Below are 24451 nucleotides of genomic sequence, written 5' to 3'. Positions count from 1 at the left end.
ATACAATGATCAATTTTATATTTAAAAGAATACTGCAGCTGATTCCTGTTTTGCTGGGGATTTCTGTATTGGTTTTTCTACTACTCTATTTAATACCGGGCGATCCTGCGATGACCTTATTAGGACAAGATGCAACAGTGGAGGAAATAGACAGATTCAAAGAACAAATGGGACTTAATGAACCTTTTATTGTCCAATTGGGCGTTTTTTTACTAAAACTTGTAAAAGGGGATTTAGGGGATTCTATCTTTCAGAGTATGCCAGTCGCTGATATTATAATGAAGCATTTGCCAGCAACATTAGAACTTGCAACACTTGCTTTAATAATTGCCCTGATAATTGCTATTCCGGTAGGAATCATTTCAGCAGTAAAGCAGTTTTCATGGGTAGATTATACGAGTATGTTTTTTGCGCAATTAGGTGTATCTATTCCTGTATTTTGGTTAGGTTTAATGATGATTTTGTTCTTCTCTGTAGAACTAAATATGCTACCATCTTTTGGACGTGGTGACCCTTTATTCTTCTCGATTGCTCAAACGATAAAAACAGGAAATCTCTATTATGTAGTAGATAGTTTGAAGCATATCATATTGCCAGCTTTAGCATTGGGATTAATGAGTGCTGCTTTTATTACTAGGATGGTTAGGTCAGCCATGTTGGAAGTTCTAAAAGAAGATTATATTCGAACAGCCGAAGCAAAAGGTGTAAAGGGTTTCTTTGTTGTTATTAAACATGCATTTAGAAATGCTTTGATTCCTATTGTAACAATTGTGGGATTACAATTCGGAAACTTGTTAGGCGGGGCAATCGTAACTGAAACGGTATTTGCTTGGCCGGGAATAGGTCGTCTAGTGATTACAGCAATTGGACAAAGGGACTTTCCATTAGTTCAAGGAACGGTTTTAGTAATCGCATTAGTATTTGCTTTGATAAATTTAGTAGTTGATATCCTTTACACTTTAATAAATCCGAAAATACAGCAGTAGTAGGTGGTGGAATGGAGATGGAAGCAAACAGCAGCATAGAATCGAAAAAAACTAAATTGCACAAAGTAAAAAAGATTAAGGTTATCGATATATTCAATTATTTGTGGCAAAGTAAGTCCGTTTTTTTTGGTGGAATAATTGTAGCGATTGTTATAGTTTGTGCAATATTTGCTCCGTTCATATCGACACATGATCCATTCGAGATGAATATGAGTAATGGGCTATTAAAACCAGGAGAGAACGGCCATATTTTAGGTACCGATCAATATGGAAGAGATTTATTTACAAGATTAATATATGGAGCTAGAGTTTCTTTGAAAGTTGGGATTTTCGCTGTTCTAATTTCGATGAGTATAGGTGTGACACTGGGATTAATTGCAGGATACTATGGTGGGATTATTGATAGCATCATTATGAGAATCGTTGATATTTTTCTATCTTTCCCTGTAATTCTATTAGCGATTGCTTTGGTTGCTTCATTGGGACCTGGTATTAACAGCGTAATTTTAGCGCTCGGTCTTGTATATTGGACCAACTATGCGCGGGTAGTAAGGGCAAATGTGCTGTCCATTAAAGAAGAAGAATATATTCAGGCGGCTAAAACAATTGGGTCTTCAGATTTCAGAATTATCTTTTTTAATATACTGCCGAATAGTTGGGCTCCTATTATTGTAATTGCAACGTTAGGTTTGGGTGTAGCAATTGTTTCAGAAGCTACCTTAAGTTTTTTAGGATTAGGCATTCAACCTCCGGAAGCGAGTTGGGGATGGACGTTGGCTTTTGGAATGAAGTACATTAGAGAATCTTTTTATCTGTCACTATATCCTGGAATCGCAATCATGATTACGGTCCTTGGATTTAACTTGTTGGGAGATGGAATTAGAGATTTAACGGATACGAAGTTGAAAAGGAGATAGTAAATGAATCTTAAGTGTTTCTCACTCCCTTATGACTGAATATTCCGTCTGTTAAACTTTTCACGGGTACTAGAAAAAGTCTGTAAGTACAGGAGGTGCTGGCTATGAGGGATTTGAATAGACCATTTAGGGGAGATGGATAAGTGGAATCTTTCCTGAGAATATGTAAATCAGATTCTCGAAACCTCCAAAAGAAGTGAGCTTATTTTTAATAATGGGAAATTTAAAGTCATAACAAAAAAAGATAAAAGGGAAGGAAGATGAAAATGGAAGTGCAAACAAAAACAGAAAGAAAATACGAAGAGGTATTTGTAACACATTTATCAAACGGAGAAAAATTGACATTACCAATACACACAATCACTGGAGCACAACCAGGGCCGATATTGGGAATTTCAGCTGCCATTCATGGAGATGAAATTATAGGAACGGAGATCATAAGAAGAGTTTACGATCAAATAGATGAATCCAATCTAAGTGGAACAGTGCTTTTATTACCGATAGCAAATCCTTTAGCATTTGAAAGTGTATCGCGTAATACTCCTATGGACATGAATAATTTAAACAGACTTTTCCCAGGTACAGAAAAGGGATGGATCAGTGAAGTGCTTGCTAATAGTATTACGAAGAACTTTTTGGACAAAGTGGAGTATTATATCGATTTGCATGCTGGCGGGGCAGTTCCTATTGTGGACTACGTGTACATTCAAAACGATGAGTCACTTTCAAGAGCATTCAATTTTCCACTCCTTTATCGTCCGTCGAATCCATATGAAGGAACGACTGCTACTTACACAATGAGTAAAGGGATCCCAAGTATAACAGTAGAAGTCGGTGGCGGTCCGAACTTTGAAAAAGACATTGAAAGAGGCGTACAAGGAATTATTAATAGTATGAAACATTTGAAGATGATACCTGGAACACCAGTGAAAAAAGAGGATCAAACGGTTCTTACTGAAATAAAACTAATTCGACCTGAACATGGAGGATTATTAGTTCCAGCATATGATTTTGACTACGTAGGAAAAGAAATCGTAGGAAAACAAGTGCTTGCTAAGATATACAATCCGAAAACATTTGAATTAGTAGAAACGATTGAAACGCCATTCGAGCGGAATGTTATTGTTCAAATGAGAGGGTTACTGGCTACGATAAACCCAGGTGATTATTCATTTATGATAGGGAATCTAGATACGGCAGAGCCGAATAAATGAAACAGCCTCTGATAATGTATGAGGACAAGGACTTCCGTTTAAGCGAGGAATACGCGAGTATCGTTCAAGGTCTAGACAATTACTTTAAATCTAATTACACAGATGGTACAGATGCTGTGTTAAATGCGGAGGGACTAGTTCCGGTTAACCTAACACAAATCAAGGCTAGAGAATATTCGGACTGGGAAGCAATCATAGCTGATTTAAATGATTTAAAAGTGGGATACCGGGCAATTACAAGTGAGTTGCGAAGCTATTACATGCTTAAACAAATTGATAGTTTAATAAGCTTGGTTAGATGGTCGCGAAAAGACGATTTTGACTTCCGTACCAAAGTGAGAGGCTTTTTGTTTGTTGATGAGAACCCAATTACACGCAGAGAATGCGAACAATTGCATGCAATGCTGCAGGAGAAATTTCAAAGTATTGGTCTTCGAGGAGATGTCCATTCAAATTATCATAAGTGGACACAAGATCGATTAGTTCCTGCACAAGAAATAGAATCTACATTGAATCATTTATTTATACAAGCAAAACAGCAGGTCATGGAAAAAATGTTTCCGGATATTGAAGATGTTCAAGTTAAAGTGAAGATTGCTCACAATATCCCATTCAGCGCATACTGCGACTATGTGAACGAAACGATGATTATTAATGGGGATTATGACTATACGTATGAATCGTTGAAACATTTAGCAACACATGAAGTTTTTCCAGGCCATACAACACATCTACACATGAGGGAAATGGAATACAAAAAAGGAAATATTCCTGCTGACGCTGCCCTCGTCATTACGAATACTGCTTCAAGCCCTATATTTGAAGGGATTGGAGATAATGGATTGGACTTTATAGGTTGGAATGAATCTATAAACGATGAAATTTCAACTATTATTCAGATAATCAAATCCATTTCGGGGATAAATTCTTCCTACCAGCTAAACGAACTGAAAAAATCACCAGATGAAATTTCTCAATTTCTGAAGGAGTTTGCCTTTGGGCAGGAAGAATGGATTGAATCGAGGTTACGATTCATGAGTCATCCGCTGAGAGGGCCCTTCATCTACTCTTATTTTAGAGGATATGAAGGTGTCCGCGAAGTATACAAGAGACTTTCAGCGAATGAAAAACCGGAATTTTTCGATTACCTATACAAAAATATGTTGACTCTTAATGAGTTAAAGAAATTTAGATAAGGAGAATTTAGATGCCAAATAATAAATCACTTGCTTTATATAATGACATTAAAGATTACGTACCTGGTGGTGTCCATTCGAATAGCCGCTTCCGTGATCCGCATCCTATCTATTTTAAAAGTGCGGATGGTGCATATATGACAGACGTTGATGACAATAAGTACTTAGATATTATTATGGGGAACGGCGCAGCCATTTTAGGGCATAACAATACTGAATTCAATGAATTGATGAGTAGCTATTTACAAACTGGAATTATTACTGGGGTAGAAACAGAATTGAGTGTGAAAACAGCGAAGAAATTTTTAGAACTTGTTACCCCAGCTGAACAAGTCAAGTTCGCAAATACAGGAACGGAAGCCATTATGCATGCGATGATGATTGCTAGAACTTACACAGGAAAAAGTGATATTGCGGTTATTGAAGGTGCTTACAACGGGTGGCATGACGCGGTCAATGTCAGCACATGGCCATCATTGGATTTGGCGGGTGAAGCACACGAGCCAAAATCATTGCCAGGATCACTTGGATTGAAACAGGTAACTGTGAATAGTACGCTTGTGCTGCCATTTAATAATATTGAGGCAACTGAGAAATTACTAGCAGAGAATCATGAGCGTATAGCCGCTTTGATCATTGAACCAACAATGATAGATATCGGGTATGTTCGAGCGGATATTGCGTATCTAAAATCGCTAAGGGAGCTCTGTACGAAATACAATATCATCTTAGTATTTGATGAATTATTGACTGGCTTTAGAGAATCTAAAGGTGGGGCGCAACTTCGTTATGGAGTGACTCCGGATCTTTCTACTTTCGGTAAAGCAATCAGTAATGGTTATCCTTTATCAGCTGTTGCAGGTAGGGCTGAGGTAATGAGAAAGGCGGCTCCAGGGCCTGGTTCATGTTCTTTTGTAGGAACGTATAATGGCCATCAAGTTTCATTAGCTGCATCATTAGCATTTATGGAAATATATGAATCTCAAAACGTCTTACAAACGCTTGATACACGAACTGAAATCTTAATTCAAAAGTTTAATGAAAGTGCTAAGTCCAAAAATATTTCGGCAATTATGGAAGGAAAGGGCGGACATTTCCATTGGTATTTCTCTGAAAGTGCCCCGAGAAACTATAGGGAGGCTGCGGTGACAAATAAAGAAGCGTATCAAAAGTTTACTGCTGCTTTAAGTGAGAAGAATGTATTTTGTTCAGGTAACTTCTTGCTGCACCATGCAATTTCTCTCGCACATGGTGAAAAGGAGCTTAATGATTTAGTGAAATTAATGGATGAAAGCCTTGACGTTTTAACATTAGTGAAAAAATAATGTCTATATTTTAAGGAGTGATAAATTTGAAACGAAAAATTTTAGACGTTAAAAATTTATCTACTAGCTTTAGAAACAAGAAAGAATCCATTGTAACGGTAGATAATATTTCCTTTGAAGTGTATGAAGGTGAAACATTAGGGATAGTTGGCGAATCAGGTTGTGGAAAAAGTTTAACTTCATTATCTATCATGGGGTTAGTTAAATCACCAGGAGAAGTAAAAGCTACATCGATTTTATATGACGGAATGGATTTAGGGAACATGAGTAAGAAGGGCTTCAGGGAAATCAGAGGAAATAGTATGTCAATGATTTTTCAAGAGCCAATGACGTCTCTTAATCCGGTTTATAAAATAGGTAACCAAATTGAGGAATCGTTGAAAATTCACAAGAAAATGGATAAAGCCCAAAGATATACCATTATTATTAATTTGCTTGAACAAGTGGGGATTGCTAGGGCTGAGGAAATAGCTGACAGTTATCCACATCAATTATCTGGCGGTATGAGGCAGAGAGTTATGATTGCAATGGCGATTGCCTGTCAACCTAAATTAATAATAGCTGACGAACCTACAACCGCACTAGATGTTACGATTCAAGCTCAAATATTGGATTTGCTTAAAAATCTACAAATAAAAAACAATATGGCCATGATTTTAATCACCCATGATTTAGGTGTTGTATCGGAAGTTTGTGAAAGAGTTGTAGTGATGTATGCGGGTAAAATTGTGGAACGTGGAGAGGTTAGAAGTGTTTTATCTAACCCTGAACATCCATATACAAAAGGTCTACTTGCTTCACTACCTAAAAATGCACAACCGCAGTCGAGATTGCCATATATCCCAGGACAAGTGCCTCCCCCTAAAATGTGGGGAGGAGGTTGTCGGTTTGCGGATAGATGTGCTTCCGCATTTGACAAATGTCGCAACGAACAACCACCACTCTTTACTACAGAAAATCAAAGTGAGGTAGCTTGTTGGAGCTATGAAAGAGAGGGGGTTGTTCACAATGGCTAAGGGGAAGACAGAAGATGTGGTATTAAAGGTAACGAACTTAAAAAAATATTTCCCCATTAAAAAAGGCGTTAAATCTAGTAAAGAATATGCAGTAAAAGCTGTTGATGATGTCAGTTTTGAGGTTTTAAGGGGAGAGACGCTAGGGATAGTTGGTGAGAGTGGATGCGGGAAGTCTACGATGGCTAGGGCGATAATCCAACTATTTCAAATAACAGACGGCTCTGTGGAGATTGACGGAAAACGAATGGAGTCGTTGAATAAGCAAGAAATGAAGAAGATGAGAAGAGACATTCAAATGGTCTTTCAGGATCCTTATGCAAGTCTGAATCCTAAATGGTCCATAGAAAGGACTCTTTTGGAACCGTTAAAAGTTCATGGGATTGGCAGTAAAAAAGAAAGAAAAGAGAAAATCGACTCTATACTTAATGCTGTAGGATTAAATCCAACATATGCTGAAAGATATCCGCATGAATTTAGTGGCGGACAGCGACAAAGAATCGGAATAGCACGTGCATTAATATTAAACCCAAAAATAATTGTTGCAGATGAACCTGTATCTGCCCTAGATATATCTGTGCAAGCGCAAGTCATAAATTTGTTGAAAGATTTACAGGATGAATTTAATTTGACATATCTTTTTATTACGCATGATTTGTCGGTAGTTCAACATATTTCCGATCGAGTAATGGTTATGTATCTCGGAAAAGTAGTAGAGATATCTAGTACTAAGAAGCTATTCGAAGGTTCATTACATCCATATACACAAGCGTTGATCTCTGCTGCCCCCGAAGTTAATCCCGAAATTCAAAAAGAAAGGATTATTTTGAAGGGGGATGTACCAAACCCGGCAAAACCGCCAAGTGGTTGTTCGTTTCATACGAGATGCCCATTGGTCATGGAGCAATGTAAAAGTGTTGCACCTATGTTGAAAGAAGCGAAATCTGAACAATTTGTAGCATGTCATTTATATAATGAAAAAGAGATGTCGGATGAGGATAATCCCCATATTGAAAATCGAGTTGTTGCAAAGAAAGAAGAGGTCTACGGATAACTTAAAAGGACAAAAAGGTATTTTTTCTTCGAATTACTTGAAGGAAAGATACCTTTTATTTTAAATTGTAAAAGTTGCTATGGTGATAGGTCGTTGTCTTGAAGTTGCTAATTTAGTAGAGAATATGAAAACCCTCCGAGAATGCTGTCAGGTCAACATTCTCGGGGGGATTTGATTGCTATTAGTCAAGATTCAACTTATTGGGTAGCACCTTCTCATGTATAAGTTAAAGAATCTGCAGTTGTTTTGGGAATGAGCTCAATACGACAGTTTCCCCTTTTTCATTGATGTAAACAGTGTCTTCAATTCGCACCCCGCCATGCTCCGGAATATAAATACCCGGTTCAATCGTAAAGACCAGTCCTTTTTCAGCCAGCTGCTCATTATTTTGATGGATTGAAGGCTCTTCATGTACTTCAATGCCTAAGCCGTGCCCGACACGGTTATTGAAATAGTCGCCATATCCTTGATCAATGATGACGTTTCTTGCAGCAATGTCGAATGTTTTTAAAGGAACCCCTGCTTGTACTGCGTTAATGCCTGCTTCATTTGATTGTAAAACGATGTCGTAAATCTCTTTTTGTTTGTCGGAAGCTTCGCCGATAATGAATGTTCGTGTAATATCGGAACAATAACCATCTTTGATAACCCCGAAATCAATCAACAGGTAATCGCCTTTTTGGATTTTACGTTCGCCAGGAGAACCATGTGGCAAAGCCGCTTTTTCGCCTGTCAGCACGATAGTTGAGAAAGAAGGACCGTCTGCACCAAATTTGCGCATCAAAAACTCCAGTTCTGCCGTCAATTCTGATTCAGACATACCCACACGTACTTTTTTAACCCCTTCTGCTAGTACTTGTTCAATAATCTCAATCGCTTTCTTAAGCTGTCCGATTTCTTCTTGGGATTTACGCATTCTTTGTGTATTGATGAACGGTTGAACATCGATAACTTGGACATGCGGATAAACTGTTAGCAAGCTCGTATAGCGGTCGTAACTAAGTGCCTTTGCCTCAATGCCTACAGTCTTAGCAATGTCACCAACTGTTTGCTGAACAATGTCAAAAGGTACTTGTTCGTCTGAAATTGGAATAACCTTCGTAATATCAGACTCTTGCATAGCTGCATCTTTATCTAAAGCAGGCACGAACAAATAGTTCTCATCTGCACGCGTGTCAATAATAATAGACATAAATCGTTCATGAGGTTCCGAATTGAAGCCCGTATAGTAGTAAACATTTGCCGGCGCAGTAATCATGACTGCATCGATATTGTTGTCGATAAGATGTTTTTTTAATAGTGCTCGTCTTGTTTCGTAGATAGTTGTCAAAAGAGATTCCTCCTTAAGGTTTTATAATAAATAATGATGCAAGAATTATGCCATATAAATAGAAGAAGTGGAAGAGACATTGTGGCATAATTCTTGCATTATAGTTATCTACCGAATAATAAAGGGGGGACTCACAGGCTTTGCTTACGGAAAGTTTGAGGTGTATATTCACAGGTTTAAATGACAGAAAAATCAGTAATATGGGGGTGGAGTGAGAAAACTGCTTTTAGTCTGTTTGCAAATAAAGTGTACAAGACAGAGTTGTACATAAACGAATAGGTTTAACTACTTTCAAGGTGTGAACAGTTGTATAAATTTTTAGTCTCTTCTAAAATATTTTACACTCTATTCACAAAAATTAGACAGTCGTTTTTATAATTACCCGTCATGAATGCAAGTGGATACATTGGGTGAAATTTAAGGAATTCCATTTGTAAACTAACCTAACTTAGGAGGCGACAAACGATGAAGAAGAAAATTACGTGGCTCTTTACACTAATTTTAGCAAGCTTGGTTGCATTGGCTGGATGTTACGGTGGAGAAAAGCCAGCTGACGAGGAAGAGAGTAAGGGGGAAGGAAAGAGTGAAGAGACGGCAAAAGCGAGTGTACTTCACTTAGCGGCGGCTGGAGAAATCCCAACGCTTAAAACAAATGGGCAGATGGATGGATTATCCGAAACGATATTGCAAAATCTTTATGAAGGCCTTTTCAAACTAGATGCAGATGACAATATTGTAGAAGGTATCGTCGACACATACGATGTAAGCGAAGATGGAAGCACCTATACATTCCATTTGAAGGAGGCAGTTTGGAGTAACGATGAACCCGTAACTGCTGATGACTTCGTTTACGCTTGGAAAAGAAACATGCATCCGGAAACCTTTTCACCCCACGCATATTTAATGGGACCAGTAAAAAATGCTGCACCAATACAAGATCCTGACAGTGAACTTTATGGAAAAGTAGATGAGCTTGGTGTCAAAGCAGTTGATGCATCTACATTAGAAGTGCAATTGGACAACACGGTGCCTTACTTCACTGAACTTCTTGCTCATCCAGTTTTCTATCCTCAAAATGAAAAGTTTGTAGCAGAGCAAGGAGAGCAATACGCACTTGAGCCTGAAAATTTGATTACAAATGGACCGTTTGTTTTGGATTCATGGGAGCATGATCAGAAGTGGGTATTGAAAAAGAATGCGAAATACTGGAATGCAGATACTGTAAAACTTGATGAAGTTAATTTTAAAGTTGCAAAAGATACTGCGACTGAAGTGAATCTGTATGAGACTGACACAATTGATGTTGCGACTTTATCATCGGAATTTGTAGATGTTTATAAAGACCACGCGGAATATACAACATCACTTAAATCAGAAGTGTACTTTTTACGTATGAATCAGAAAAATCCGCACTTGGCAAATGTCAATATCCGCAAAGCAATTGACATGGGGTGGGATAAGGAGCAATCTGCTGAATCCATTTTGAAGAACGGTTCAAAAGCTGCTTATTGGCTCGTATTTCCAGGCTTCGTAGAGACAACGAATGGTGGGGACTTTAGGGACAGCTTCGGGGATTTAAACAAAGGAACAGTTGAAGAAGCGCAAGAACTTTGGGAAAAAGGTCTTGGAGAACTTGGAATAAGTGAAATGTCATTGGAACTATTAAGTTATGACGATGGACAAAGAAAATCTGTTGCAGAGTACATGAAAAACCAATTGGAAAAAAATCTTCCTGGCTTGAAAATAACGATTAATCAGCAACCAAACAAGCAAAAACTAGCATTGGAAGATGTACAGGATTATGATTTGTCGCACTCTGGTTGGAGAAATGACATTGCGGATCCAGTTGAATTCTTGTCCGTATTCTTATCAGATGGGCCTTACAACTGGCAGGATTTCAAAAATGATCAATTTGATCAATTTGTCAAGAAAGCAATGGTAGACTTCTCGGATAATGATCAACGTACTGTAGAACTACAGGAAGCTGAGGATATTCTAATTGGGCAGCAGGCAGCTATTTCGCCAATGTACCAAGCAGGTTCTTCTCGTCTTGTTAAACCTCATGTAAAAGGTTTTGTCGCACATGCGAAGAATACGTATTCTTATCAATGGGTCACGATAGAAGAATAAATTAGTGGTATCAAATTTGCCGTACGTATCTCTTATTAGCATGTATGTACTTTTAAGAGATACGGCAGATTTATTTTAGCTTAGGAAATTATAAAATCTCGTACTGTGGATAAGTTAGCATATAGAGATTTCTCGTCTAGGCTCCGGGCGCCAGATGCTCGGGTCATAAGTCAAGCTGACTCTGTGGCAAAGACCGCCACGCTGTCAGCTCGCCTTATGCCTGTCGCATCTAAGCAGGCGCCCTGCGCTTTTGATTTTTCACAAAATTATACACCAAGAAAAAGGCGGTGACTTGCGTGAAAAAATACATTGTAAGTAGAATCATGTACATGATATTCACATTCCTGCTTATCTCATCTTTCACATTTTTTTTAATGCAAACGTTACCGGGTTCTCCATTTAATGACGAACGCTTAACACCGACTCAAAAAGAAGTATTAGCTGAAAGATATGGCTTAAACGAGCCGATGTCCGTTCAATATCTTAAATACATGGGAAATATTACAAAAGGTGATTTCGGTGTATCGTTTCAATTTGATGGGCGATCCGTCACAAGCATTATAGGAGAGAGGATTGGTGTGTCGGCTATACTTGGAGCGCAATCACTAGTGGTCGGCACGATTATTGGGCTCTTTTTGGGGATTATTGCTGCCTTGAGGCATAATACGTTCGTCGATTACGGGGCTATGGTGGTGGCGGTTCTGGGGCTGTCGATTCCGAACTTTGTATTGGCGGGACTTCTTCAGTACTGGGTGGGCGTGCGCTTGCAATGGTTACCTGTTGCATTTTGGGAAGGGTTTGAGTATTCCATCCTTCCAACAATCGCACTTTCTGCTTTTGTAGTAGCTACGATGGCCCGGTTTATGCGAACGGAAATGCTCGATGTGCTGGGAAATGAATACATTACGACTGCCCGTGCGAAAGGTATTAGTGAATTTCTCGTTGTCTGGAAGCATGGTTTGCGTAATGCTATGATTCCCATTATTACGATTTTAGGTCCGCTAACGGTGGCATTGATGACCGGGACGTTAGTGGTTGAGAAAATATTTAGTGTGCCTGGTTTAGGGGAACAATTTGTCAAGTCGATATTGACCAATGATTACCCCGTAATTATGGGAGTTACGTTATTTTATAGCTTTTTATTCATTGTCGTTATTTTGATTGTAGATTTGTTATACGGCGTTATTGATCCGAGAATCCGACTTTCAGGAGGTGGGCAACGTGAAGGTAGATGAAATTGAATTAAACGATGATTTGTTCGAAGAAGCAGGACAAGCATTTAAGACGCAGAAAAAAGCAGGACGCCCATCTTCGACTTTTTGGAAAGATTCCTGGATTCGCTTGCGGAAAAATAAAGGCGCGCTTACGGGGTTAATCCTAATTGTGGTGATTATATTTTTGGCGATATTTGGCCCGTTAATGAATGGGCATGGTTTTGATGAACAGGATTTAACGAGAGCAAATTTGCCGCCTAAGATTCCTGTGCTGGAGAACGTATCATTTTTAGGAATGAATGGCGTAGATATACGCGGAACGGACCAGTACGAGGCGAAAGGTGTATCGGAGTATTTTTGGTTTGGCACAGATGATTTGGGGCGGGACTTGTGGACTCGTATCTGGCAAGGGACGAGAATATCTTTGTATATTGCTTTTTTAGCAGCGACATTGGACCTGTTAATAGGGGTTGCATATGGTAGCGTTTCTGCTTATTACGGAGGTCGGGTTGACAACGTTATGCAACGAATCATTGAAGTACTAATGGGAATCCCTAATCTGATTGTTGTCATCTTGTTAATCCTAGTATTACAGCCGGGAATTGTATCGATTACATTAGCAATGGTGATTGTTGGATGGGTGAATATGGCGAGAATCGTGCGGGGGCAAGTTTTAAAATTGAAAGGGCAGGAGTTTGTCCTGGCATCAAGAACGTTGGGCGCAAATGATAATCGGCTTATATGGGGGCATTTAATACCCAATTCGCTGGGGCCGATTATTATTACGACGATGTTTACGATTCCATCGGCAATATTTACAGAAGCCTTTTTGAGTTTTATCGGGCTGGGGCTTCAACCGCCGACGGCTTCGTTAGGGACGATTGTGAACGATGGTTTTAAGATGCTTAAAATATACCCGCATATGCTATTGTTCTCTTCTGTCATTATCAGTTTAATAATGATTAGTTTTAACTTACTTGGTGATGGCCTTCGAGATTCATTTGATCCGAAAATGAAAAAATAGAGGTGAATGAAGTGGAAAAAATCTTATCAGTAGAAGATTTGCATATCTCTTTTGATACATATGACGGAGAAGTGAAGGCTGTTCGGGGTGTTTCATTTGATTTATATCAAGGTGAAACGCTAGCCATTGTTGGCGAATCGGGGTCTGGAAAATCAGTTATGTCGAAAAGTATCATGGGGTTGATACCGAAACCGGCTGGAAGGATTGCTAAGGGGAGTATCCTGTACAAAAATCGAGATATTACAAAGTTTTCAACAAAAGAGTTAATGGGGATTCGTGGATCCGATATTTCCATCATATTTCAAGATCCAATGACATCGCTAAATCCGACAATGACAGTAAACAATCAAATCATTGAGGGGATTATGGTGCATCAGAGGCTCTCAAGAAAAGAAGCAGAAAAGAAAGCGATTGAGTTATTGGATTTAGTCGGAATTACGAACCCGGAAGAACGGGTGAAGCAATATCCTCATCAATTCTCTGGTGGTATGCAACAACGTGTAGTCATAGCCATGGCGCTCGCATGTAATCCAGAAATTTTAATTGCAGACGAGCCGACGACTGCGCTTGATGTAACGGTTCAGGCACAGGTATTGGAATTACTGAAGGATATTCAAAAAAAGATGGGGACATCCATTATTTTTATTACGCATGACTTAGGTGTCGTGGCGAATATAGCTGATCGTGTGGCGGTAATGTACGCGGGGAAAGTCGTTGAAATCGGAAAAACGGAAGAAGTGTTCTACAATCCGCAGCATCCTTATACGAAGGGATTATTGGCTGCTATGCCCGATTTGAATACAGGACAAGATGAGCTGCAAACGATACCGGGGTCTCCCCCTAATTTATTGTATCCTCCGACTGGAGATGCGTTTGCATTACGAAATGAACATGCATTAAAGATTGACTTTATCCATGAACCACCCATGTTTAAAGTGTCCGATACGCATTACGCGGCAACCTGGTTATTGCATGATAAGGCAGCATCAGTTGCACAAAGACTTACTAAGAGGCAGATGCATAAAAAGAGTAATAGTAGTAAAGCAACTGTCAAAGCAATTAGTCAGGAGAAATTGCTGGAGGTTAAAGGGTTAAAACAGCATTTTAATGGAGGCAAAAACCGGACAATCAAAGCGGTTGATGGTGTTTCTTTTGAGATTTACAAAGGAGAAACTTTTGGGCTTGTTGGAGAATCAGGTTGTGGGAAATCAACGACAGGAAGAACTCTGATTCGGCTTTATAACGCAACTGAAGGTGAAATCTATTTTAAAGGCGCTGATATTCGTCAGAAAAACAAACTGAGTTTAACGAAAGACATCCAAATGATTTTCCAAGATCCATATTCATCGCTGAATCCAAGGTGGACTGTGGCTGATATTATAGCAGAAGGAATGGATATTCATGGCTTGTATACATCTAAAAAAGAACGGATGGAAAAGGTCTATGAGTTATTGAAAACGGTCGGTTTACTGGAAGAGCATGCGAATCGTTATCCTCATGAATTTAGCGGTGGACAAAGACAACGAATCGGGATTGCGCGTGCGCTTGCGGTAGATCCGGAATTCATCATTGCGGATGAACCGATTTCGGCACTGGATGTCTCAATTCAAGCACAAATTACAAATTTGCTAAAGAAGCTACAAAGAGAGAAAAACCTTACGTATTTATTTATCGCCCATGATTTATCGATGGTTAAATATATTAGTGATCGAGTGGGTGTCATGTATCAAGGTAGATTGGTTGAAGTAGCTGAGAGTAATGAATTGTACGATAATCCGCTACATCCGTACACAAAGTCGTTGTTATCCGCGATACCAATTCCGGATCCGAAAGTTGAGAAAATGAGAAAACGAGTGCATAAGGAAGAATGGGCTCTGGCGGCAGAAGATTGTGTACTAAGAGAGGTTTCGCAAGGACATTGGGTCGCATGTACGGAGAAGGAGTATGAATTGTATCACAAGCAAGTGGTAGATGATGGTCTTTTAGTCTAACAATTTTCAAACAAGGATTTGTTCAAAATGACAAAAGTGATGAAGAAAAAAGCATACAAAGTGACGTTTATATTTATTGCCCTAGTGGCAGTGCTATTTTTGATTTTTGATGTAAGCGTTGTCTTGTGGGATCAGTTCTTTCTTATAGGCCTAGTACTGTTTATGTTCGGCGGGGGGCTGTGGCTTTTGGGGAAAGGTGTATTTGACTTCTTTTTATATAGCTTTGCTAAACTACTGAAAAACTCGTCAAAGGCAGAGGCTTACGTATCATTGGTGAATGGGGAAAGTAAATACCCCGCGCGGTCCGCAATGACGTCTCCATTTGCTCAATACACATTATTTACAGGGATAACCATTATCGTGATAACGACGATTTTTCCATATTATCTATTTTAAAGGGTGCTAGAAGTACAGTTTTACAACTACTAATCATATAGGGGGAAAAATAATGGATAGAATCACGAAGCTTCGGAACCGATTTGATGAGTTAAAGATTGATGGGTTGATGATCAATGGGGACTGGAATCGCCGTTATATATCTGGCTTTACGGGAAGTAATGGAGTGGTACTCATTACGAAAGATGATGCACGATTTATAACGGATTATCGCTACTTTGAACAGGCAACCAATCAAACGAATATGGATGTGGTCTTGCATGCTGAACATACAGGGCACAAACATAAAATCTATGACGAAGTAGCGAAGCAAGTTAATGAATTAGGGATTAAGCAATTAGGTTTTGAGCAACAACATTTGAATTTCGGTAATTATACGAAGTTGAAAGGTCTTGTTAATGCGGAGCTTGTTCCAACATATGATGCGGTGGAAAATCTACGCATGGTGAAGTCACCAGAGGAGATTGAAAACATACGAATTTCCTCTAAAATCACAGATGATGCTTTCGTCCATGTCGTGGATATCATCCGTCCGGGGCTTACGGAGTTAGAGGTCGCTGGAGAATTGGAGAGCTTCATTAAAAAGAATGGCGGTATGACTTCGACATTCAGCCCGATTGTTGCTTCAGGTGCTAGGGCTTCACTGCCACATGGGCGGGCTAGTGATAAGGTGCTTGAAAAAGGGGATATGATTACGATTGATTTTGGGACAAATTATAATGGCTATTGGTCCGACATTTCCCGAGTTGTGTCGTTAGGGGAACCAAGAGAGGAATTAAAAGAAATCCAACAAGTTGTTCTTCGATCGTTTACAAACTGTGCAAATCATTTAAAGGCGGGCTTAACAGACCAAGAAGTGGATAAGTACATGAGGGATGTCTTAATTGAAACGGGCTACAATCAATATTCGGGTACGGGTACTGGCCATGGGATTGGGCTAGAGGTGCACGAAAAACCGCTATTCTCTGTAGACTCAGAAAAAATCTTATTGCCAGGCATGGTGATTACAATCGAACCGGGCATCTATTTGAAAGGCATTGGAGGCGCCCGGATTGAAGATATGCTTCTAATTACGGAAGAGGGATGCGAGGTATTATCTCCATCTACGAAGGAATTGTTGATTTTGTAAACTGAATACTGGGTTGCTGGTGCTGGGGGATTCAAGCATACGCAACCCTTATATTTTTTGAAGCAAGCAGGTTGGCATCAAAATTGCAATAACATATGTGCAAGAGAAAAAGGTAGTTAACGAATAGAAGGAGTGGTTTTGATGGATAAAGTTAATCAGATTAGGGGTCTATTTGAAGAGTTTGGGATTGATGGGTTACTTGTTACGAACGAACAAAATCGTCGGTATTTAACGGGTTTTACAGGCAGTGCAGGTATGGTTTTAATTACGCAAAACGATGCTGTGTTTTTAACGGATTATCGTTATGGAGAGCAGGCTCATGAACAAATTACAGGCTATGAAATCAATATCCATGGATCATCCCGGGCAGTAATGGACAGCATAGTAGATAACGTGAGTAGGCTTGGGATTACAAACCTAGGATTTGAAGCCGGTGAAATGAATTTTAACATGTATACTCAATTAAAAAATGCAATCACTGAAAATCTTGTTCCAACAACTAAAATTGTGGAAAGGCTTAGACTTGTTAAAAATGAAGTAGAAATTGAAAAGATTAGAAAAGCGGCCGTAATCGGAGATGCTGCTTTCACTCATATTCAAAGCGTGATTCGCCCGGGTATAACAGAACAGGAAGTTGCCATTGAATTGGAATATTTCATGAAAAAGCAAGGGGCAAGTGGAAATTCATCGCACTCATTAATTGTGGCTTCTGGTCATCGTGGGGCACTTCCACATGGTGTTGCGAGTGATAAAGTCATTGAACAAGGGGATATGGTCACTCTAGATTACGGAGCGTTGTATGAGGGATATAGATCAGATATGACGCGAACACTTGCAGTAGGGGAACCGGATGCGAAACTAGTGGAAATTTATACGGTTGTCAATGATGCGCTACAGCTGACGTTGGATACGATTAAAGCCGGAATGGCAGCAAATGAGATAGATGCTATCGCCAGAGATTATATAGACGGAAAAGGATATGGCCAATATTTTGGACATGGTCTTGGGCACGGCATCGGTCTTGATATTCATGAAGAGCCTTTCTTTGCGAAGGTTAATACAGATATATTGCTTCCGGGAATGATTGTCACGATTGAACCAGGTATCTACATTCCGGGGCTAGGTGGGATTAGGATTGAAGATGATATTTTGGTGAAAGAAAATGAGATTGAGATTTTGACATTGTCGCCTAAACAGCTGATTAAGTTGTGAAGGATCCTAAGCCAGAGGATACTTAGTTGCAAAGATAATTTTACACAACAATTTTCTATATGAATTACTTGGATAGTTTTACAATACGGAAGCCGAACCTTGAAAATAGGTTCGGCTTTCTTTGGGTGTTAATATTGCAATTAATTTGTTTGTTAACTACATTGATCATTCAGTTATTATTTTTGCATAGCACTATCAACTGTGAACTGATCAGGAGCAATATTCTTTTTTAACTTCATTGCAATGATATATACGATAATGGACACAATGAGAGATTGAACTGCTGGAAGTCCCCATGGAGATACGTATTGTGTGAGATAACCAACAAAGATACCTGCAATCATTGCAATAGTTGCCATCCAGTTCCAACCGTTATGATCTTCCCATTGCTGTTTGCGAACAACAAAGAAATCAGCTATCATGACGCCACCGATTGCTGGGTAAAGCAAAGCTGTTAAGTATAGAAAATCCATGAAGTAATCAAGTATTCCCATTAGTGCAACAATTATGGCTAGAATGGTACCAAGAAGTGTTAGAAGAGCTCGACCTTTTCCGGAGTTAACATTGAAGATATTTGCTAGTGCGAGTCCCATACTGTAGTTATTGACAAGTTGGGAAGTCCAAGTGGCAAACCAAAGAATAAGGAAGCCCCAAACTGGGAAACCAAGTCCCATCATAACGTTTACAATATCAGCATCTCCAACGCCTACGGCCATTACAGCACCGACCACAAAAAGAGGAAGACCAACGAGTATGATTCCACTTGGAATAATGAAATTATCTTTCCATGTGGGTTTTGCATAACGTGTATAATCTGAAGCGATGACCCATTGAGAAACATTTGCCCCGATAACTAAACTGATTGCAGCCCATATTGTCATCGATGGTTCGGGTTGCCAAGAAGTAATCGTTTCCCATCCAATATTTCTTAGTGCATAGTAAATCCCGCCTCCGATTAAAACAAGACCGGCTGGAACAGCGATGTAATCTGTCCATTTCATGGAGCTATAGCCGATAATGGAAGGTAGTGCAAAAAGCAATCCGCAGATAGTTGTTACGGTTGCCCAAGCAGCCCAGTTATGTTGGTAATCGATCCCGAACATGGCGGAAATCGCATTTCCTGCAACGGCGGTTTGTAATGCCCACCATCCGAGCGAAACAATGAAAATCGTAAAGCCGACAATCACTTTTGCTTGGACTGCCCCGAAGCTAGAGCGTGAAATGACGGAGGAAGAACGTCCCGTTTTAGCTCCGATATATCCTTGTAGCGTATTTCCAAGCCATTGAAATCCGAATAAAGCAATGATTAATATTAAAAGGATCTTTGATAATCCAAAACTTGCAGTTAATGCTGCACCAACCATAAGAACAGGAATGGTGAATTCTAATCCTCCAAAAATCATAGTAGGCGTAATCCAATGTTGGCGTGCGGATTCAGGAATAGCATCTAATGCTTGGTCTTGATCCATGAAGCCATCGGAACTGTTTTGCTTTGCTCTACCTGCCGTATTTGTCTGTACCATTTTACCCACCCCTATTGTAGTGTTAAAAAAGAATAGGTAGATAAAGTATCCGCCTATTCTTTTTCATTCTCCCCCCAAAGAAATTAGCCTTTTACCAATGCATATACCAAATCACATGAATCGTCGCCTTTATTGACACACCAATGGGCTTCTCCTGCCGGGATATAAGACGCTTCTCCTGTCTTTATTTCGAAAGCTTCCCCACCACTTTCGCCGGATAAGCCTCCTTTTATAATGAAAGAGTATTCATGTTCTTCATGGAAATTGGTTCCTTCCACCGGTAGTCTTGCTCCCGCAGGGATAGAGACGAATCCGAAATCTACCCCTGCCCCAGGAAATTTATCTTGAAAAAGAGATTGTACAATTTCTTTTGTCATTTTAGGCTGTTCGATTTTCATAATAGTACCCCCAAATTATAATGATCTTCCTGGTAACTCTATATAATCGAATGTGTCTGGATTGATATCGACTAGGAAGTGTTTCTTCGCTTCTTCGATTGTGAAGTAACCATTTTTAACGTCTTTCACTACTTTTTCTACTGGACGGTCAAGAGGATTGCCGTAACCCCCACCCGTTCCGGTCATTAAACGGATGACATCATTTTTTTGAAGCTTGTATCGTGGATACACACCGTACGGGCCATCAACTTCGCCATTTGCCTTGTGAATATAAAATTCGTTTGGGGAACCCTCGTGACCTTTGTTCATGCCCCATGGATAAAATTTGTTTCTACCATAAGTGATTGTAGCAGCTTGGTTATCTGACAATGCGCGGTAAGCACGGATAACCCCTTTACCTCCAATATATTCTCCAGCGCCTGCGCCATTTCCATCTTGACGGAGGCTGTATTCATCAAGTAGTACACCATAACGGGTCTCAGCAACCTCTACGGGAACGTTATATGTTTCTCCATCTGCAACACAGAATTGACCAGAAGCCCCATCTTGTCCGTGAGCTCCACCCCAACCCCCGACAGAAGGCTCTACAATTAAGAATGGTTCCTCTGTGTCCTGATGATTTCCAGATAAAGTAACTGAGCTGACTGACAAATGATGTCCAGCTCCAAGGCGATCAGGTAAGTGTGGTGCTAGAGCTTTCCATACTAAATCGAGGCTACCTAACAGTGTTTCGAAGTAATTAGAAACGGGAACCGGACGTTCAGCTGACATAATTGACTTCGGGTCAACGAGTACTTGAAGAGGGCGGAACACCCCATCGTTTACATCTTGTTCCGGATTTGTCATGGCGAGAAAAATGACACGTACTGCTGATACAAGTCCTGTATAAGAACAGTTCATAGGGCCTGGGACTTGTGGGTGACTTCCACGAAAATCACAGATGAAATCATCATCCGTAATCGTGACTTTTACTTTGATTTTGAATGGGCCATTTCCCATTCCGTCTGTATCGATATAATCTTCAGCTTCAAAAACCCCTTTCGGCAGTTTTTTGATTTCCTGACGGGAAATGGTCTCTCCGTGATCTAATAGGTAGTCAATCGCAGCTAAAATGGTTTCTTTATGATGCTTTTCGCAAAGTTCTTTTAAGCGGCGGTCGCCTGTGCGTAATGCAGCAACCTGCGCCCACATATCGCCTAATGATAAGTCTGGAAAACGAACATTAGCGCGGATAATTTCAACGATACCTTCGTTTAATCGGTCTTCGTCATACAATTTGATGCAATTAAATTGGAGGCCCTCTTGGAAAATATCTACAGCATCATTTGTAAATGAACCAGGATCTTTTCCTCCAACTTCAGTCCAGTGTGCCTTATTTGCAGAGAAGGCGATGAGCTCACCTTCATAGAAAATAGGCATAACAAGTCCAACATCGGAAAGGTGAGAGCCACCTCCGTTATAAGGGTCATTGATAATGATGACATCGCCTGGTTTTAGCTTGTCGCCAGGATATTTCTTTAACGTTTCTTTTACCATGAAGGTCAACATGCCGATAAATCCGGTTACCCCATTTCCTTGGGTGAGTAGGTTTCCTTTGGCGTCTGTTAGACCGCTAGCATAATCAAGTACTTCATAAATAATTGGACTCATAGATGTACGTGCAAGTGCAACGAACATCTCATCGCCGGCAGCTAGGAGAGAATCTTTTACAATCTCTAGTGTGAATGGATCTACTTTTATAGCAGTTGTCATATTATTTGTCCTCCATTTCGATAATAATATTTCCGAAATCATCCAAATGTAATTTTTGGTTTTCATAAATGACAGTGACAGCCGCTTTTTCCTCTATGACAGCAGGACCATAAATAAATTCATGGGATGGAAGCTTTTCGCGATCATAAACGGGCGTGTTGATCCATCCCTTCTGTTCAAAGTAAATATTTCGATTTTCTTTTTTGGCATCAGTGATAGTACCGACACGTGTGATTTTTCCTATTTCCGGTTTAGGTACTTTACCGAAAGCAGTAACATGAATATTCACGATTTCAGTTGGAGAATCATCGAGTTTAAACGTATAATTTTTTTCATGAAGGTTGTGGAAGTCTTCGATGATTTTGTGTTTGTCTTCCTCAGACCATTTCCCATTTGGAACAGGTACTTTTACTGTATGTTCCTGTCCTAGATAGCGCATGTCCGCAAAGCGATTAAACTCTACATTTTCAGCGGCCATCCCTTCGTCTTTGTAATGGGAAAGAGCATGACTTTCAATTTCATTCCATTGCGTATCCATTTCAGTAAGAGAAAGTTCATTTAAGCGCTTAATATAAGTTTGAATGTAGTCGTGTCTCAAATCTGTCATTAGCATTCCCCATGCTGAGAATACAGGTGAGGCGATTGGCACGACAACCTTCTTCACACCAAGTTCGAGCGCAAGAGCAGGGGCGTGCATAGAACCACCGCCGCCAAATGCTAGTAATGTGAAATCTTGTGGGTTATGTCCTTTTCGGATTGAAATCAATTTTAATGCATTTAGCATGTTGGAATTTGCGATACGAATAATGCCAAGTGCAGCTTCTTCAGCGGAAATTCCGAAATGATTCCCGATCTTGTCCTGTATGGCTTGTTTAACAGTATCCATATTTACATCGTAATCGAAGTTTTTACTGGACAAGCGACCCGTTAACAAGTTTGCGTCTGTAGTCGTAGGTTCCGTTCCCCCTAATCCATATGCAACGGGGCCAGGTTTAGCTCCAGCAGATTGAGGGCCTACTTTTAGTGAACCGGCGTTGTCAATCCAAGCAATGGATCCACCGCCATTTCCAATTTCAACAATATCAACGACGGGTGCTTTAATGGGATACCCTGCATTGCGACTATCTCTTTCGATATAGTAATCGGTAGAAACTTTCACTTCTCCATTTTCGATGAGTGAACATTTTGCAGTGGTTCCACCTATATCAAAAGCAATGATATTTTTTTCACCAATAAGCTCGCCTAGGACAGCTGCTCCGAAAATACCGGCTACTGGTCCTGATTCAACCATGTTGATAGGAGCTGCTTTTGCATTATCAAACTTTGTTGTGCCTCCATTGGATTGCATAATATAGCGCTGATCGATATCGATTTTTTCGCGTAATTCTTTATCCAATTTATTAATATATGTCGTTGCAGCAGGTTGTACATATGCGTTTAGGACAGCTGTATTTGTTCTTTCATATTCCCGCCATTCCTTTGTAATTTCGCTTGATGCTGTGACAAGTATTTCTGGCCACAATTCTTTAATGATTTTTACCGTTTCTTGTTCATGTGATGGATTGACATAAGAATGCATATAGGAGACGGCGATTGCCTCAACGTTTTCTTTTTTAAAATAGTTTACGCATTCTTCGACATCCTCACGGCGCAGTGGTGAAAGGGTTTCCCCTTTATAATTTAGGCGCTCATTTACCTCGCGACGCAAGTGCCTTTCGACAAATGGTTCAGGCTTTTTATAGAGGACGTTAAACAGATCTGGACGATTTCCCCTTGCAATTTCCAAAATATCTCGGAACCCTTTCGTTGTAATCAGTCCTGTTTTAGCACCTTTGCGTTCAGTGAGTGCGTTAATAATGACTGTAGTACCGTGAATAAACATAGAAAGCTCTTTTGTGTCGATTTCAGCTTTTTCAATAACGTCTAACACGCCTTTTTCAAAATTCGGTGGAGTCGTATTTGTTTTTGCGATTCCGATTTGACCCGTTTCATCTACATATACGAGGTCCGTAAATGTACCTCCGATATCTGTTGCTACTCTCATTACTGTCACGCTCCTTAAAATAGTTAGAAAATAAGTGGTGTTGTTATACTTAATATAGTTGTAATTTTAGAGGTAGGATTTTCCCATGTGTGCAATAGTTCAGAAGGGAAATGGATTGTGTCTCCTTCCACTAAATGATAGCGCCCCTTATTCAGATGAAATATAACCTCGCCTTCTAATATGTAGAAAAATTCTTCTCCAGCATGGCTATAGCTATGTTCTTCTTTCCAATTTGGAGGAAGTACCACTTTCACAGGTTCAAGCTTGCGGTCGTAAAAAGTACCTGCTAAACGTGTGTACAGCTGTTCACCGCCATTCATTTTAAAAACTTTTTGGTCCGCTTTACGTGTCAAGTAGCTATGATTTACTTTTTCTTCTTCAAAGAAGTGAATCATTGATACACCTAGTGCGTCTGCTAGTTTTTTTAAAGATGTAATGGATAAAGAAGAAGCACCTCTTTCGATTTGTGAAAGGAAACTAAGTGATAGTCCTGTTTCTTCACTTAGCTCTTTCAAAGTCAAATTGTTTTCTAAACGCAATGCCTTAATCTTTTTGTGAATATCTTCCATGATGCAAAGCTCCTCATAAAATTATAGTGTCGCT

General features: G+C 39.8%; 20 protein-coding genes. 14 read left to right on the top strand and 6 right to left on the bottom strand.

What is annotated here, in order from left to right:
• The first annotated feature begins 5 nt into the window (after positions 1 to 5).
• The 7 genes from MKY34_RS01990 (at position 6) to MKY34_RS01960 (ending at position 7705) form a co-directional block, all read left to right on the top strand.
• The gene (locus MKY34_RS01990) at positions 6 to 986 is read left to right on the top strand and encodes an ABC transporter permease (RefSeq protein WP_342513588.1); all 981 of its coding nucleotides are present in this window, start codon (positions 6 to 8) and stop codon (positions 984 to 986) included.
• Between the two features lie 11 nt (positions 987 to 997).
• Positions 998 to 1903, top strand: coding sequence for a nickel transporter permease (nikC, locus tag MKY34_RS01985; protein ID WP_342513587.1), 906 nt, complete (start codon positions 998 to 1000; stop codon positions 1901 to 1903).
• A 266-nt stretch (positions 1904 to 2169) separates the two neighbouring features.
• Positions 2170 to 3117, top strand: coding sequence for a succinylglutamate desuccinylase/aspartoacylase family protein (locus MKY34_RS01980; RefSeq protein ID WP_342513586.1), 948 nt, complete (start codon positions 2170 to 2172; stop codon positions 3115 to 3117).
• Positions 3114 to 4313: a hypothetical protein gene (locus MKY34_RS01975; protein WP_342513585.1), complete on the top strand. Its 1200-nt coding sequence runs from the start codon at positions 3114 to 3116 to the stop codon at positions 4311 to 4313. Before MKY34_RS01980 ends, MKY34_RS01975 begins: the two co-directional genes overlap by 4 nt.
• A gap of 11 nt (positions 4314 to 4324) precedes the next feature.
• Positions 4325 to 5638, top strand: coding sequence for an aminotransferase class III-fold pyridoxal phosphate-dependent enzyme (locus MKY34_RS01970; RefSeq protein ID WP_342513584.1), 1314 nt, complete (start codon positions 4325 to 4327; stop codon positions 5636 to 5638).
• Positions 5639 to 5655: 17 nt separating this feature from the next.
• On the top strand, positions 5656 to 6654 hold the full coding sequence (locus tag MKY34_RS01965) for an ABC transporter ATP-binding protein (RefSeq protein WP_342513583.1): 999 nt from the start codon (positions 5656 to 5658) through the stop codon (positions 6652 to 6654).
• Complete coding sequence (locus MKY34_RS01960; protein WP_342513582.1) at positions 6647 to 7705, top strand: dipeptide ABC transporter ATP-binding protein; 1059 nt, start codon at positions 6647 to 6649, stop codon at positions 7703 to 7705. Before MKY34_RS01965 ends, MKY34_RS01960 begins: the two co-directional genes overlap by 8 nt.
• A 226-nt stretch (positions 7706 to 7931) precedes the next feature.
• On the opposite strand, the gene MKY34_RS01955 is transcribed toward MKY34_RS01960, so the two are convergent.
• Positions 7932 to 9035, bottom strand: coding sequence for a Xaa-Pro peptidase family protein (locus MKY34_RS01955; protein ID WP_342513581.1), 1104 nt, complete (start codon positions 9033 to 9035; stop codon positions 7932 to 7934).
• A 465-nt stretch (positions 9036 to 9500) separates the two neighbouring features.
• Here MKY34_RS01955 and MKY34_RS01950 point away from each other — a divergent pair, with 465 nt between their 5' ends.
• The 7 genes from MKY34_RS01950 (at position 9501) to MKY34_RS01920 (ending at position 18131) form a co-directional block, all read left to right on the top strand.
• Entirely contained in the window at positions 9501 to 11165 is a 1665-nt protein-coding gene (locus tag MKY34_RS01950) for a peptide ABC transporter substrate-binding protein (RefSeq protein WP_342513580.1), read from the top strand.
• Positions 11166 to 11461: 296 nt separating this feature from the next.
• On the top strand, positions 11462 to 12400 hold the full coding sequence (gene opp3b, locus MKY34_RS01945; protein WP_342513579.1) for an oligopeptide ABC transporter permease: 939 nt from the start codon (positions 11462 to 11464) through the stop codon (positions 12398 to 12400).
• 19 nt (positions 12401 to 12419) lie between these two features.
• Positions 12420 to 13403 (top strand): oligopeptide ABC transporter permease, encoded by a 984-nt coding sequence (gene opp3C / locus MKY34_RS01940; protein WP_342515165.1) that lies wholly within the window; start codon positions 12420 to 12422, stop codon positions 13401 to 13403.
• Positions 13404 to 13414: 11 nt separating this feature from the next.
• Positions 13415 to 15394 carry an ABC transporter ATP-binding protein gene (locus MKY34_RS01935; RefSeq protein ID WP_342513578.1) on the top strand — a complete coding sequence of 660 codons (1980 nt, stop codon included), beginning with the start codon at positions 13415 to 13417 and terminating at the stop codon, positions 15392 to 15394.
• A gap of 27 nt (positions 15395 to 15421) precedes the next feature.
• Positions 15422 to 15790 (top strand): DUF3899 domain-containing protein, encoded by a 369-nt coding sequence (locus MKY34_RS01930; protein ID WP_342513577.1) that lies wholly within the window; start codon positions 15422 to 15424, stop codon positions 15788 to 15790.
• A 52-nt stretch (positions 15791 to 15842) separates the two neighbouring features.
• On the top strand, positions 15843 to 16919 hold the full coding sequence (locus MKY34_RS01925) for a Xaa-Pro peptidase family protein (protein WP_342513576.1): 1077 nt from the start codon (positions 15843 to 15845) through the stop codon (positions 16917 to 16919).
• A 141-nt stretch (positions 16920 to 17060) separates the two neighbouring features.
• On the top strand, positions 17061 to 18131 hold the full coding sequence (locus tag MKY34_RS01920) for a Xaa-Pro peptidase family protein (protein ID WP_342513575.1): 1071 nt from the start codon (positions 17061 to 17063) through the stop codon (positions 18129 to 18131).
• 176 nt (positions 18132 to 18307) lie between these two features.
• On the opposite strand, the gene MKY34_RS01915 is transcribed toward MKY34_RS01920, so the two are convergent.
• The 5 genes from MKY34_RS01915 to MKY34_RS01895 all read right to left on the bottom strand — a co-directional run bounded on the left by MKY34_RS01915 (position 18308) and on the right by MKY34_RS01895 (position 24417).
• Positions 18308 to 19600, bottom strand: coding sequence for a cytosine permease (locus MKY34_RS01915; protein ID WP_342515164.1), 1293 nt, complete (start codon positions 19598 to 19600; stop codon positions 18308 to 18310).
• Positions 19601 to 19737: 137 nt separating this feature from the next.
• Positions 19738 to 20052 (bottom strand): cupin domain-containing protein, encoded by a 315-nt coding sequence (locus MKY34_RS01910; RefSeq protein WP_342513574.1) that lies wholly within the window; start codon positions 20050 to 20052, stop codon positions 19738 to 19740.
• A 15-nt stretch (positions 20053 to 20067) separates the two neighbouring features.
• Entirely contained in the window at positions 20068 to 21804 is a 1737-nt protein-coding gene (locus tag MKY34_RS01905; RefSeq protein WP_342513573.1) for a hydantoinase B/oxoprolinase family protein, read from the bottom strand.
• Between the two features lies 1 nt (position 21805).
• On the bottom strand, positions 21806 to 23848 hold the full coding sequence (locus tag MKY34_RS01900; protein WP_342513572.1) for a hydantoinase/oxoprolinase family protein: 2043 nt from the start codon (positions 23846 to 23848) through the stop codon (positions 21806 to 21808).
• 23 nt (positions 23849 to 23871) lie between these two features.
• Positions 23872 to 24417: a cupin domain-containing protein gene (locus MKY34_RS01895; RefSeq protein WP_342513571.1), complete on the bottom strand. Its 546-nt coding sequence runs from the start codon at positions 24415 to 24417 to the stop codon at positions 23872 to 23874.
• Between the last annotated feature and the right edge of the window lie 34 nt (positions 24418 to 24451).

Source organism: Sporosarcina sp. FSL K6-1522, assembly GCF_038622445.1.
Lineage (GTDB): Bacteria > Bacillota > Bacilli > Bacillales_A > Planococcaceae > Sporosarcina.
This window is presented reverse-complemented; position numbering and strand designations above follow the sequence as displayed.